General features: G+C 68.2%; 11 protein-coding genes. 8 read left to right on the top strand and 3 right to left on the bottom strand.

The annotated features are described in order from the left end of the window. Positions 1 to 6: 6 nt before the first annotated feature. Positions 7 to 900, bottom strand: coding sequence for an EamA family transporter (locus FUT87_RS18550; protein WP_147241980.1), 894 nt, complete (start codon positions 898 to 900; stop codon positions 7 to 9). A gap of 15 nt (positions 901 to 915) precedes the next feature. Then, entirely contained in the window at positions 916 to 1,737 is an 822-nt protein-coding gene (locus FUT87_RS18555) for a pyruvate, water dikinase regulatory protein (RefSeq protein WP_091723022.1), read from the bottom strand. A gap of 311 nt (positions 1,738 to 2,048) precedes the next feature. Between FUT87_RS18555 and ppsA the strand changes: the two genes are divergently transcribed. From ppsA to FUT87_RS18595, 8 genes are all read left to right on the top strand, one after another. Further along, on the top strand, positions 2,049 to 4,460 hold the full coding sequence (ppsA, locus tag FUT87_RS18560) for a phosphoenolpyruvate synthase (protein WP_091723027.1): 2,412 nt from the start codon (positions 2,049 to 2,051) through the stop codon (positions 4,458 to 4,460). A gap of 224 nt (positions 4,461 to 4,684) precedes the next feature. Continuing rightward, complete coding sequence (locus FUT87_RS18565; protein ID WP_091723030.1) at positions 4,685 to 6,763, top strand: sodium:solute symporter family protein; 2,079 nt, start codon at positions 4,685 to 4,687, stop codon at positions 6,761 to 6,763. A 169-nt stretch (positions 6,764 to 6,932) separates the two neighbouring features. After that, the gene (gene rpsF / locus FUT87_RS18570) at positions 6,933 to 7,295 is read left to right on the top strand and encodes a 30S ribosomal protein S6 (RefSeq protein ID WP_091723036.1); all 363 of its coding nucleotides are present in this window, start codon (positions 6,933 to 6,935) and stop codon (positions 7,293 to 7,295) included. A 57-nt stretch (positions 7,296 to 7,352) separates the two neighbouring features. Further along, a complete protein-coding gene (priB, locus tag FUT87_RS18575; protein ID WP_091723040.1) occupies positions 7,353 to 7,637 on the top strand; it encodes a primosomal replication protein N in 285 nt (94 codons plus the stop codon). 64 nt (positions 7,638 to 7,701) lie between these two features. Further along, positions 7,702 to 7,992: a 30S ribosomal protein S18 gene (gene rpsR, locus FUT87_RS18580; RefSeq protein WP_067062534.1), complete on the top strand. Its 291-nt coding sequence runs from the start codon at positions 7,702 to 7,704 to the stop codon at positions 7,990 to 7,992. Positions 7,993 to 8,004: 12 nt separating this feature from the next. Beyond that, positions 8,005 to 8,457 (top strand): 50S ribosomal protein L9, encoded by a 453-nt coding sequence (rplI, locus tag FUT87_RS18585; RefSeq protein ID WP_147241981.1) that lies wholly within the window; start codon positions 8,005 to 8,007, stop codon positions 8,455 to 8,457. 200 nt (positions 8,458 to 8,657) lie between these two features. Further along, the gene (gene dnaB / locus FUT87_RS18590) at positions 8,658 to 10,079 is read left to right on the top strand and encodes a replicative DNA helicase (RefSeq protein ID WP_091723049.1); all 1,422 of its coding nucleotides are present in this window, start codon (positions 8,658 to 8,660) and stop codon (positions 10,077 to 10,079) included. 122 nt (positions 10,080 to 10,201) lie between these two features. After that, complete coding sequence (locus FUT87_RS18595) at positions 10,202 to 11,764, top strand: alpha-L-fucosidase (RefSeq protein WP_147241982.1); 1,563 nt, start codon at positions 10,202 to 10,204, stop codon at positions 11,762 to 11,764. A gap of 78 nt (positions 11,765 to 11,842) precedes the next feature. On the opposite strand, the gene FUT87_RS18600 is transcribed toward FUT87_RS18595, so the two are convergent. Further along, on the bottom strand, positions 11,843 to 13,471 hold a 1,629-nt coding region (locus FUT87_RS18600; RefSeq protein ID WP_147241983.1), incomplete at its 5' end, for a glycoside hydrolase family 2 TIM barrel-domain containing protein.

Here is a 13,471-nt window from a genome sequence, read left to right on the forward strand (position 1 = left end):
GGGTGGTCAACGCGCCACCGCCAGCGCCGCCACGCCGAGCGCGATGAGCGCCGCCCCGGCGATGCGCCAGCCACGTTCGCCTTCGCCGAGCAGTTGCCCGCCGATCAGCGCGGCGAACAGCATCGACAGCTCCCGCGCCGGCGCCACGCGCGACAGCGGCGCCAGCTTCATCGCGTAGAGCACCAGGATGTAGGCCGCCGGTGAGCCGATGGCCACCACCAGCGCATGCTTCCACTGCCGGCGCAGCGCCGGCAGGAATGCCGCTCGATCGCGCAGCACCGCCGGCAGGCTGACCGGCACCCGCAGCAGGTTGCAGAAGTAGTCGTAAAGGATGGGCGACAGCGCCAGGACCTTCACCGCGTAGCCGTCGATGACGCTGTAGGCGGCGATGGTCGCGCCGGTCAGCGCGCCCCACGCGATGCCCAACTTGCGTCTGCGCTGTCGCTCAGGATCGGCGCTCGCCGCGTCCTTGGCGAAGAAGGCGGGCCCCGCCGCCATCAGCAGGATGCCGCCGACCACGCCCGCCAGGCCCAGCGCGCCACCCAGCCCCAGGTGCTCGCCCAGCAGCAGCACGGCCACGAGCGAGGACAGCAGCGGTCCGCTGCCGCGCGCGACCGGATAGACCACCGTCATGTCCGCCGCGCGATAACCGGCGAGCAACGCGTTGAAGTAGGCCAGGTGAACGACGGCGCTCGCGGCCGTGGCGATCCACGCCCGCCAGCCCCAGCCGGGCAGCTCGTCGAGCCCGACCACGAAGACGGCCGGCAGCCACAGCAGGCTGACGCCAAGCGCCGTCATGCAGGCGAAGTGATGGTTGCCCTGCGCCTTCTTCGCGGCGAAGTTCCACAGCGCGTGGATCAGCGCCGCCGCGACGACCAGGGCCAGCGCGGAAGCCGGCATCCGTCGTCGCCGGGCTCAATACATCAGCCGGTCCGGGCGGATGTCGCGAAGGATCGTCGTCGCGATCTCCTCGATCGACTTGTGCGTCGACGACAGCCAGTTGATGCCGGCCTTCTTCATCATCGTCTCCGCCTCCCGGACCTCGTAATGGCAGTTCATCAGGTCGGCGTACTTGCTGCCCGGGCGGCGCTCGTTGCGCACCTGCGCCAGGCGCTCCGGATCGATCGTCAGGCCGAAACACTTCTTCTTGTGGGGCACCAGCAGCGAAGGCAGATGACCGCGCTCGAAGTCCTCGGGGATCAGCGGGTAGTTGGCCGCCTTGATGCCGTGCTGCATCGCCAGGTACAGCGAGGTGGGCGTCTTGCCGCAGCGGCTCACGCCGACCAGGATCACGTCCGCCGAATCCAGGTTGCGCGCGGACTGGCCATCGTCATGCGCCAGCGAGAAATTGATCGCCTCGATCCGGTCGTGGTACTCCTGGCTCTTGGCGACGTCGGAGAAACGACCGACGCGGTGGCTGGACTTGATGCGGAATTCATCCTCCAGCGGCGCGATGAAGGTCCCGAACATGTCCATCACCAGGCCCTTGCACTCCTGGCGCACCACGTTGAGCACCTCGCGGTTCACCAGCGTGGCGAAGACGATGGGCCGCACGCCTTCGCGCTCGCCGGTCTCGTTGATCTCCTGCACCAGCTGGTGCGCCTTCTCGCCGCTGTCGATGAACGGGCGCCGCACATGGCGGGCCTTGACCGAGAACTGCGCCAGGATGGAGTTACCGAAGGTTTCGGCGGTGATGCCGGTGCCATCCGAGACGAAGTAGACGGTGTGCTGGGTCATGTCAGGCCTTTGAAACCGGTCGGGGAGCCTTCGCGGAAGCGGGCACGCCGCGTGCCGAAGCGAGAAGTTTCGCCGGTGGATCTCACCGGCCCGGCCCCGAACGAGGGCTTACATCATAGATCGGCCTCCCACTAGAATCGCCCGCAACTTGCCCCTGCCCACCGCATGAACGCCACGCCGCGACGCCCACAAGAATCGACAAGACCTGTCGTGCGCCGTGCCATGCCCGTCTCCCTCGAAGCCGCCGGCCGCGCCGGCCCGCTCGGGAGCGCGCGGGGAGCCCCGGTTTCTCAACATCACGGAGTTTTCCCATGTCTGATGCACGCTTCGAGGCGACCGCCCTGGTCGTACCCTTCGAGAAACTGAGGATGACCGACGTCGAGTCGGTGGGCGGCAAGAACGCCTCGCTCGGCGAAATGATCTCGCAGCTGGCCCAGTCCGGCGTGCGGGTCCCCGGCGGCTTCGCGACCACCGCGCATGCCTTCCGCGACTTCCTCAAGCACGAGGGCCTGGATGCCCGCATCCAGCGTCGCCTGGCCGACCTGAACACCGACGACGTGCGCGCCCTGGCCGCCGCCGGCGCCGAGATCCGCGGCTGGGTCGAGGCCCAGCCTTTCCCGGCCGACCTGGAAGCGGCCATCCGCGCCGAATTCGAGCGCCTGACCGCCGGCAACCCGGACGCGTCCTTCGCCGTGCGCTCGTCCGCCACCGCCGAGGACCTGCCCGACGCCTCCTTCGCCGGCCAGCAGGAGACCTTCCTGAACGTCGTCGGCATCGAGGACGTGCTGCACAAGATGAAGGAAGTCTTCGCGTCGCTCTACAACGACCGCGCGATCAGCTACCGCGTGCACAAGGGCTTCGCCCACGCGGACGTGGCGCTGTCGGCGGGCGTGCAGCGCATGGTGCGCTCCGACCTGGGCGCCGCCGGCGTCATGTTCACCATCGACACCGAGTCCGGCTTCAAGGACGTCGTCTTCATCACCTCCAGCTACGGCCTGGGCGAGACGGTGGTGCAGGGCGCGGTCAACCCCGACGAGTTCTACGTCCACAAGCCGGCGCTGCAGCGCGGCAAGTTCGCGCTGATCCGCCGCAACCTCGGCTCCAAGCTGATCCAGATGACCTTCTCGACCCCGGAAGAGAAGGCGGCCAGCGGCAAGCTGGTCAAGACGGTGGAGGTCGAGGTCGAGCAGCGCAACCGCTACTCGCTCAATGACGACGACGTCATCGAACTGGCCAGGTACGCGCTGATCATCGAGCAGCACTACGGCCGCCCGATGGACATCGAGTGGGGCAAGGACGGCAACGACGGCAAGCTCTACATCCTGCAGGCGCGCCCGGAGACGGTGAAGAGCCAGGCCGAAGGCCAGGTCGAGCAGCGCTTCAAGCTCAAGGGCCAGGGCACGGTGCTGGCGGAGGGCCGCGCGATCGGCCAGAAGATCGGCACCGGCCCGGTGCGGCTGGTCGACAGCGTGGCCGAGATGGAGCGAGTGCAGCCCGGCGACGTGCTGGTCACCGACATGACCGACCCGAACTGGGAACCGGTCATGAAGCGCGCCAGCGCCATCGTCACCAACCGCGGCGGCCGCACCTGCCACGCGGCCATCATCGCGCGCGAGCTGGGCATCCCGGCGGTGGTCGGCTGCGGCGATGCGACCGACAAGCTCAAGGACGGCCAGCTGGTGACCGTGGCCTGCTCCGAGGGCGATACCGGCTTCATCTACGACGGCCTGCTCGAGACCGAGGTCAGCGAGGTGCACCGCGGCGAGATGCCCTACAGCCCGGTGAAGATCATGATGAACGTCGGCAATCCGCAGCTGGCCTTCAACTTCGCGCAGATGCCCAACAGCGGCGTCGGCCTGGCGCGCCTCGAGTTCATCATCAACAACAACATCGGCGTCCACCCGAAGGCGATCCTGGACTATCCGAACATCGACAACGACCTGAAGAAGGCGGTCGAGTCGGTGGCCCGCGGCCATGCGTCGCCGCGCGCCTTCTACGTCGACAAGCTGGCCGAGGGCATCGCGACCATCGCGGCCGCGTTCTGGCCGCAGCCGGTGATCGTGCGTCTGTCCGACTTCAAGAGCAACGAGTACCGCAAGCTGATCGGCGGCTCGCGCTACGAGCCGGACGAAGAGAACCCGATGCTGGGCTTCCGTGGCGCGTCGCGCTACATCTCGGGCGAGTTCCAGGACGCGTTCGCGATGGAATGCGAGGCGCTCAAGCGCGTGCGCAACGACATGGGTCTGACCAACGTCGAGATCATGGTGCCCTTCGTCCGCACCGTCAGGCAGGCCGAGAAGGTCGTGGCGATGCTGGCCGAGCGCGGCCTGAAGCGCGCGGCCGCGGGCGGCCAGGATGGCCTGCGGGTCATCATGATGTGCGAGGTCCCGAGCAACGCCATCCTGGCCGAGCAGTTCCTGGAGCATTTCGACGGCATGTCGATCGGTTCCAACGACCTGACGCAGCTGACGCTGGGCCTGGACCGCGATTCGGGCCTGGAGCTGCTGTCGGGCGACTTCGACGAACGCGACCCGGCGGTCAAGGCGATGATCTCGCGCGCCATCACGGCCTGCCGAGCCACTGGCAAGTACATCGGCATCTGCGGCCAGGGTCCCAGCGATCATCCTGACTTCGCCGAATGGCTGGCCGCCGAGGGCATCGTGTCCTTGTCCCTGAACCCGGACACCGTCGTCGACACTTGGCAGCGCCTCGCCAAGCGCTGACCCCACCGCACCCCACCAACGGCCCGCAAGGGCCGTTTCTCATGGCAGTCCCCACTCCCAATCGGTGGCAGGACGACAGTGATGGGGGACGGCAGGTCGCGGGGTTTTGGCGCTCGCCGCCAAGGCCCCGCGACCTGGCGGCCAGCGCGCCGCCCGACGCAGTGAAGCAGGACCGGGGAAGTTGTGGATGTGTCTCCCCGCCAAGCCGGCGATGATCCCCACCCATGTCCACCCCCCCGTCCGACGCCGCGTTCCGCCGCCGGCTCCACCGCAACTACGGTGCCTACACGATCGGCTTCGTGCTGCTTGTTGGCGCGCTGGGCGTGCTGGAGCGGATGGGCATGCCCAAGCAGTGGCTGGGTTTTTCCTTCCTGCTGCTGACGGTGCTGGTCTACGCCGGCATTGGCGTCTTCAGCCGCACCACTGACCCGGTTGAGTATTACGTTGCCGGCCGGCGCGTCCCGGCGTTTTACAACGGCATGGCCGCGGGCGCCGACTGGATGAGTGCGGCGAGTTTCCTCGGCATGGCGGGCAGCCTGTACCTGGCGGGTTACGGCGGCCTGGCCTTCGTCCTGGGATGGACCGGCGGCTTCTGCCTGGTCGCGCTGCTGCTGGCGCCGTACCTGCGCCGTTTCGGCGGCTTCACCGTGCCGGACTTCCTTGCCGCCCGCTTCGAGAGTCGCGGGCTGCGCGTGATGGGCGCGGCGGCGGCAGTGCTGGTGTCGTTCATCTACCTGGTCGCGCAGATCTACGCGATCGGCCTGATCACCACCCGGCTGACGGGCCTGACCTTCGAGATCGGCCTGTTCGTCGGCCTGGGCGGCGTGCTGGTGTGCTCCTTCCTCGGCGGCATGCGGGCCGTGACCTGGACCCAGGTGGCGCAGTACATCATCATGATCCTGGCCTACGTGGTGCCGGTGATGTGGCTGTCCACGCAGCAGACCGGCTTCCCGCTGCCGCAGTTCACCGCGGGCGGCGAGGTCCGCGAGATCACCGCGCGCGAGCAGCAACTGCTGCACGATCCGAAGGAACTGCAGGTCAGAGGCCTGCACGAGCAGCGCGCGAAGGACTTCCAGCAGCTGATCGCCGGCCTGCCGCAGTCGCTCGACGCCGAGCGCCAGCGTGTCTCCCAGGTGATCGCCCGGCTGAAGGCCGAGGATGCGCCGCTGGCGCAGATCCAGGCGGCGGAGAAGGTCCGTGCCGCGCTGCCGCGCACCGAAGCCGAGGCCCGCGAGCTCTGGCAGCGCGCCGTGGTCGCCAACCACCAGCGGGCCGAGCCGCTGGCCGGCATGCCGCCGCATGCGCGCCCCTTCGCCGGCGATCCCGACGGCACGCCGGCGGAGCAGGAGGCCTACTCGCTGTCGCGGCGCAACTTCCTTGCGCTGGTGCTGGTGCTGATGGTTGGCACCGCCGGGCTGCCGCACATCCTGACCCGTTACTACACGGTGCCGACGGTGGCGGAGGCCCGCACCTCGGTGGCCTGGACGCTGTTCTTCATCGCGCTGCTCTACCTGTTCGCGCCGGCGCTGGCGGTGATGCTCAAGCACGAGGTGCTGCATCAGCTCGTGGGGACGCCGATCGCCGAGTTGCCGGGCTGGATGAAGCAATGGATGCGGGTCGATCCCGGCCTGCTGAGCATCCAGGACATCAACCAGGACGGGATCCTGCAGCTCGGCGAGCTGAAGCTGGGCGGCGACGTCGTCATGCTGATGACGCCCGAGCTGGCCGGGCTGCCGCATGTGCTGGCCGCCATGGTGGCGGCCGGCGCGCTGGCCGCGGCGCTGTCGACAGCGGACGGGCTGCTGCTGACGATCTCCAGTGCGCTGTCCCACGACGTCTACTACCGGGTCATGAATCCGCGCGCATCGATGACGCAGCGGGTGACCATCTCGAAGGCGCTGCTGTTGGCCACCGCGCTGACGGCCGCGGCGGTGGCCGCGCAGAAGCCGGCGGACATCCTGCTGCTGGTGTCGGCGGCGTTCTCCTTGTCGGGCTCGACGCTGGTGCCGGTGCTGGTCGCGGGCATCTTCTGGAAACGGGCCAACAAGCAGGGCGCCGCCGCCGGCATGCTGGTCGGGCTGGGGGTGACGCTGTATTACATGGTCGGCGCGCACGCCGGCCTGCGCCAGGCGCTGGGCCTGGGCGGCGAGCCGCAGCTCTGGTGGGGCATCCAGCCGATGGCCGCGGCGCTGTTCGGCCTGCCGGCGGGCGTGGCGGCGCTGGTGGCGGTCAGCCTGCTGACCCCGCCGCCTTCGTCGACGGCCCGGGCGCTGCAGGGGCGGGTGACGGGTGCCGCGCCCTGAATCCGCCGCGTCCGCAGCCCGGCGCTGGACGGCGACCCCCGGGCTCGACTAGAATCCGCGATTCCCTTGCCGGGCCCAGGAGTTGACGCTGGGGTCCGGCTTTCAGGCCAAGGGCAGGGCATCTTCGGATGCCGGTGCCGGCGGTCGTTGAAACCCATAAGGAGTTCACATGCGTCACTATGAGATCGTTCTGCTGATCCATCCGGATCAAAGCGAACAAGTTCCGGCGATGCTGGAGCGCTACAAGGGCCTGGTCACCAACGGTGGTGGCAAGGTGCATCGCGTGGAAGACTGGGGCCGCCGTCAGCTGGCCTACATGATCCAGAAGCTGGCCAAGGCGCATTACCTGTGCCTGAACATCGAGTGCAGCAAGGAAGTCCTGGCTGAAATCGAAACCGGCTTCCGCTTCAACGACGCCGTGCTGCGTCACCTGACCGTCGTCAAGGACAAGGCCGAGACGAACCCGTCGGTGATGATGAAGGCCGTCGAGCGCGAAGAAGCCCGCAAGGCTCCGCAAGAAGCGTCCGCCTGAGCTGACAGGCGCGACTCCCTGACGTTCTCGTAATCCTGCCCGCCGATCCGCGCACGCATGAACCGACTGGTGCTGCAGGCGCAGATCCTCGAGAAAGCGGCTCTCCGATACACCCCCGCCGGGCTCCCCGCCCTGGACCTGATGCTCAAGCATGAGTCCATGGCCGACGAAGCCGGCGCTCCGCGCAAGATCGCGCTGGAGATCAAGGCGGTGGCCATCGGCGAGATCGTGAAGCGGGTGCAGGCGCTGGACCTGGCGGAGAAGACGGTGTTCACCGGCTTCCTCTCGGCCCAGCGGCAAGGTCGGGGCACGGTGTTTCACATCACCGGCCTGGACGCCTGACAAGGATTGAAGAGAGCGGCACGTCGCGCGATTCGTTTACATCTGGATAGATCAAGAGGTCACTATGCCCCCGCCACGTGGTAAAGGTCGGTTCTCCAAGGACCGCAAGCCCAAGCGCAACCAACAATCGCTGCTGTTCCGGCGCAAGCGTTTCTGCCGCTTCACCGTCGCCGGTGTCGAGCAGATCGACTACAAGGACGTCGACGTCCTGCGCGACTTCATCAGCGAAAACGGCAAGATCGTTCCCGCTCGCCTGACCGGCACGCGCGCGTTCTTCCAGCGTCAGCTGTCGGTGTGCATCAAGCGCGCCCGCTACCTGGCCCTGCTGCCCTACAGCGACCAGCACAAGGTCTAAGGAGTCCACCCCATGCAAGTCATCCTGCTGGAAAAAGTGGCCAACCTGGGCAACCTCGGCGACGTCGTCAAGGTCAAGGACGGCTACGCCCGCAACTTCCTGATCCCGACCCGTCAAGCGCGCCGCGCCACGGAAGCCGCGATCAAGGAATTCGAAGCCAAGCGCGCCGAACTGGAAAAGGTCGCCGCCGAGAAGCTGGCCGCCGCGCAAGCCCTGGGCGAGAAGATCGCCGGCACCACCGTCACCATCTCGCAGAAGGCCGGCGTTGACGGTCGTCTGTTCGGTTCGGTGACCAACGCCGACATCGCCGAAGCGCTGACCAAGGCCGGCACGGCCATCGTCAAGTCGCAGGTGCGCCTGCCCAACGGTCCGCTGAAGACCGTCGGCGAGTTCCCCGTCTCCGTCGCTCCGCACACCGACGTGGTGGTGGAAGTGACCGTGAAGGTCGTCGCCGAAGTCGAGTAATCGCTAGATACATCCGGCGGGCGCTCTGCGCGTCCCCCGGACATTCCCCAGCTTTGCAGCGCCGCCAGGGGCTGCAACGATGGAGGAAGGCCCAAAGAAAGCCGACAGCTGCGAAGCCGTCGGCTTTCTGCTTTTTCGAGGCGGCGAAACCCACAGCCGGCCCACACGCTATCAATAGCTCATCCACAGGCTTGTCCACAATGTCCGCGATCTTCACCACGCCCGGGTCCGGTGCCAGCGACAGCGAAATCGCGCGATTGCGCGTGCCGCCGAACTCGGTGGAGGCCGAGCAGAGCGTGCTCGGCGGCCTGCTGATCGACAACACCGCCTGGGACAAGGCGGCGGACACGCTCAGCGACACCGACTTCTACCGCTACGAGCACAAGCAGATCTACGCCGCGATCGGCAAGCTGGTGAATGCCGGCAAGCCGGCGGACGTGGTGACCGTGTTCGAGGAGCTGACCTCGGTCGGCAAGGCCGAGGAGTGCGGCGGCCTGGCCTACCTGAATGCGTTGGCGCAGGGCGTGCCCAGTGCCGCCAACCTGCGCCGTTATGCCGAGATCGTTCGCGAGCGGGCGATCCTGCGCAAGCTGGTGGCCACCTCCGACGAGATCGCCACCGCCGCCCTGAACCCCGCTGGCCGCGCGGTCAACGAGATCCTGGACGAGGCCGAAGGCAAGATCTTCCGCATCAACGAGGAAGGCTCGCGCGGCGGCACCGGTTTCCAGAGCATGGACCGGCTGATGGTCGAGCTGATGGACCGCGTCAACGAGCTGGCCGAGCAGGGCGCCGAGGACGTCACCGGCGTGCGCACCGGCTTCTACGACCTGGACCGCATGACCGCCGGCCTGCAGCGCGGCGACCTGATCATCCTGGCGGCGCGGCCGTCGATGGGCAAGACCGCGTTCGCGATCAACATCGGCGAGGCGGTGGCCATCAACGAGGGCCTGCCGGTCATCATCTATTCGATGGAAATGGGCGCGGCGCAGCTGGCGCTGCGGATGGTCGGCTCGATCGGCCGGATCGACCAGAGCAACCTGCGCACCGGTCGCCTGAAGGACGATGAATGGGGCCGCCTGGCCGAGGCGGTCGACAAGCTCGGCAACGCGCCGATCTACATCGACGAAAGCCCCGGCCTCTCGCCCAGCGAAGTGCGCGCCAGAGCGCGGCGCCAGGCGCGGATCTCGGGCCAGATCGGCCTGATCATCATCGACTACCTGCAGCTGATGAGCGGCAACGGCGGCGGTTCCGAGGAGAACCGCGCGACGGTGGTGGGCGAGATCTCGCGGGGCCTGAAGGCGCTGGCCAAGGAGCTGCGTTGCCCGGTGATCGCGCTGTCGCAGCTGAACCGCTCGGTGGAAACGCGGCCGGACAAGCGGCCGATGATGTCCGACCTGCGCGAGTCGGGCGCCATCGAGCAGGACGCGGACATCATCATGTTCATCTACCGCGACGAGTACTACACCAAGGACGAGTGCAAGGAGCCGGGCGTCGCGGAGATCATCATCGCCAAGCAGCGTAACGGCCCGGTCGGCACGGTGAAGCTGGCCTTCGCGCGACAGAACACCAAGTTCGAGAACCTCGCGCCGGGCTACGTGAGCCCGGGAGGCGACGAGTACTGATCCGGGCAATGACACCCGTAAAGATGTGGTAAGACCAGATGAATATCGTTATTCTCTGGTAAGACCGGATGCGCAGCTCCTTGCCAGCCAGTCTTGGAACCCCCACATCCACTGGAGTCCCTGTGTCTGATCTGAGCAAACGCGCTTTCATTGCCACCCCGCTGCTGGCCGCCGCCGGATTGGGCGTCGCCCGCCTGGCCCAGGCCCAGGGCAGCGAGCGCCCGGCGCCCGCGCCGTACACGCCGCCGCCCCTGGCCCAAGGCCCGTTCACTGCCGCGGTCGATTCCCTGCGCGCGTCGACGGTGCCGACCTGGTTCCGCGACGCCAAGCTCGGCATCTGGTCGCATTGGGGGCCGCAGGCCGTCCCCGGCCAGGGCGACTGGTACGCCCGCTTCATGTACGTGCCCGGCCACCCGCATTACGACCATCACGTCAAGACCTATGGCCATCCGTCGGAGGTCGGCTACAAGGACCTGCTCAAGCTGTGGAAGGCCGAGCGCTTCGAGCCCGACGCGCTGATGGATCGCTACGTGGCCGCCGGGGCCAAGTACTTCGTGTCGATGGGCGTGCACCACGACAACTTCGATCTGTGGAACTCCAGGCACCACCGCTGGAACGCCACCCAGGTCGGTCCCATGCGCGATGTGGTGGGCGACTGGTCCCGCGCCGCGCGCAAGCGCGGGCTCCGCTTCGGCGTATCCGAGCATCTGGGCGCCAGCCACAACTGGTGGTGGACCAGCCACCAGTGCGACCAGTTCTGGCCCAAGCTCGGCGTGGCCTACGACGGCGCCAAGCCCGAGAACGCCGACCTCTACCACGAGCCGCACAACACGCCTTACCTCAACCGCGGCGGCGACTGGTACACGACCAATCCGAAGTTCCACGAGATCTGGTACCGCCGCATCATCGACCTGATCGACAGCCACCAGCCCGACCTGCTGTATTCGGACGGCGGCATCCCGTTCGGCGCCGTGGGCCGCGCCGCGATCGCGCACCTGTTCAACACCTCGGTGCACCGCAACGGCGAGATGCAGGCCGTCTACAACCACAAGGCCCTGGGGTCCGGCGAGTTCATCCGCGAGATCGGCGTGCAGGACGTCGAGCGCGGCGTGCTCGAGGGCATCAACGCGCTGCCCTGGCAGACCGACACCTCCAACGGCGACTGGTTCTTCTCCGAGCATGATCGCTACAAGACGCCGGCGCAGGTGCTGGCCATGCTGTGCGACATCGTCAGCAAGAACGGCAACATGCTGCTCAACGTGGTGCAGCGGGCCGACGGCTCGCTCCCGCCCGAATCGGACCGGCTGTTGACCGAGATGGCGGCGTGGATGACGGTCAACGCGCCGGCGATCCACGGCACGCGGCCGTGGAAGGTGCATGGCGAAGGCCCGACCGAAGCCGCCGGCGGCGCCTTCAAGGAAGACACCGCCTACACGCCGCAGGACCTGCGCTTCACCACCCGGGACGGCGCGCTGTACGCCTTGACGCTGGGCGAACCCAAGGGCCAGGTGAACATCGTGTCGCTGCGCAGCGGCAATGCGCAGGAGTCCCGCCCGGTCCGCCGGGTCGAGCTGCTGGGCGCGGGCCCGGTGCGATTCCGCCAGACCGCCCAGGCCTTGCAGGTCGAAGTGCCGGAGCGCCTGCCCAGCCGGCATGTCAGCGCGCTGCGCATCACCTTCGCCTGACCGTCCACGAGCTTCCCCGGCACCGGCACGCACGCGACAACGCGGCGACGGTCCCGGGGCTTGGGCGGCTTGCCGCGCTCAGCGGGCGGGGCCGCCGACCTCTCCGGTTTCTGCGGTCTTCGCGGTCTCCGCAGACTCTCCGACCTTCCCGATCTCCCACTCGACGCCGTCGGCGCTGCCCCGGTCGTCGGTGACCTTGAGCACGGCGCGGCCCGCCTCGAGCACCACGCCGGGCCAGCGGGCGATGCGGTCCACCACCGCCACCGTGCCCATCCCCTTGCCATTGACCTCCAGCGTCGCCTGGCGCGCATTGCTGTAGGCCTTGATGTCGACCGGACCCGCGGGCCGGTGGACGAGGCGCTTGCTGGTCAGGTGCAGCACCGGCTGCCTGCTCCACCAGGCGCGCATCAGGTGATAGGCGTCCTTCAGGTGGCGCCGGTCGTAGCTGACCAGTCCCTTGTCATTGCGACCGGTGGTGTCGCCCTCGTGGCGGTTCGCTGCGGCATGGTCGAAGCCCAGCCAGATGAAGCTGCCCCACAGGAAGGGCCGCCGGGCGACCTCGGCCGCATAGGTTTCGTGGAACAGCGCCTGGTACTGCTCCGGATGCCAGCGCCCGCCCGGCTCGGGACGACGCGGCGGGTCCTCCTGCTGGACGACGCTGGCGCCCGCGCCGAACTCGCCCAGGCCGATGGGCTTGTCCGGCATGCGGGCGTGCAGCTTGTCGGCCCAGGGGCCGATGTCCTTGAACTCGCCGTCGTACCAGCCCCAGTAGCGGTTGTAGGACGCCAGGTCGGTCTGCAGCGCCATCGGATGGTCATCCGGCGCGCAGCAGTGGGCATAGGTGGTCAGCCGCGACGGATCCTCCTGCTTCGCCAGCGCATGCAGGTCGGCCAGCAGGGCGCGGATGGGCTCGTCGCTGCGGTAGACCTCGTTGCCCACGCCCCAGACGGCGACCGAGGCGTGATGGCGGTTCTGGCGGATCAGCTCCCGCAGTTGGGCCTGGATGTTGTCGCGGAACGCGGCGGTCTCCGCCATCGAGGCATTCAGCGGGATCTCGGTCCACACCACCAGGCCGAGCTGGTCGGCCCGCTCGTAGGTGTAGGCGGGGTGCTGGTAGTGGACCAGGCGCAGGCCGGTGAGGCCCAGGTCCATCAGGAGGCGCAGGTCCTCGTCGATCTCCGCGGGGCCCACCGCCACGCCGCGGCCGGGGCGGCCGGCGTGGAAGTAGTTGACGCCATGCAGCGGGTAGGGCTTGCCGTTGAGCAGGAAACCGCGCTGCGGGTCGACGCCGAACTGGCGCAGGCCCACCGGCAGCTGCACCGCGTCGGCCACGCTGCGGGCGTCCAGCAACTCGGCGCTGAGGCGGTAGAGATACGGGTCGGGGATCCCCTGCCACAGGTGAGGCTGCCGCACGTCGAGCGTCGCCGTCGCCGTGATCGGCGCGCCGGGCGCGATCCGCAGCGATTGCGACTGCTGCGCCATGGATCGCCCTGCGGCATCACGCAGCGTCAATCGCAGCTGACGCACGGCCGGCTGGTCGCCGTCGTTGCGCAGCTGCACCTGCACCTGGAGGCGCGCCCGCTCGGCGCTCAGTTGCTCGATGTCCACGCGCACCCCGGGGCCGCCGTGGTCCAGCAACTCGATGTGGGCCTGCGGGGTCTCGATGAGGCGCACCGGCCGGATCAGCCCGCCGAAGACGGTGAAGTC

This window comes from Mitsuaria sp. TWR114 (assembly GCF_007997345.1).

Bases quoted from the DNA above. Each gene is read 5' to 3' on its own strand.
- FUT87_RS18550 (WP_147241980.1), bottom strand. From the start codon at position 900: ATGCCGGCTTCCGCGCTGGCCCTGGTCGTCGCGGCGGCGCTGATCCAC.
- FUT87_RS18555 (WP_091723022.1), bottom strand. From the start codon at position 1,737: ATGACCCAGCACACCGTCTACTTCGTCTCGGATGGCACCGGCATCACC.
- ppsA (WP_091723027.1), top strand. From the start codon at position 2,049: ATGTCTGATGCACGCTTCGAGGCGACCGCCCTGGTCGTACCCTTCGAG.
- FUT87_RS18565 (WP_091723030.1), top strand. From the start codon at position 4,685: ATGTCCACCCCCCCGTCCGACGCCGCGTTCCGCCGCCGGCTCCACCGC.
- rpsF (WP_091723036.1), top strand. From the start codon at position 6,933: ATGCGTCACTATGAGATCGTTCTGCTGATCCATCCGGATCAAAGCGAA.
- priB (WP_091723040.1), top strand. From the start codon at position 7,353: ATGAACCGACTGGTGCTGCAGGCGCAGATCCTCGAGAAAGCGGCTCTC.
- rpsR (WP_067062534.1), top strand. From the start codon at position 7,702: ATGCCCCCGCCACGTGGTAAAGGTCGGTTCTCCAAGGACCGCAAGCCC.
- rplI (WP_147241981.1), top strand. From the start codon at position 8,005: ATGCAAGTCATCCTGCTGGAAAAAGTGGCCAACCTGGGCAACCTCGGC.
- dnaB (WP_091723049.1), top strand. From the start codon at position 8,658: ATGTCCGCGATCTTCACCACGCCCGGGTCCGGTGCCAGCGACAGCGAA.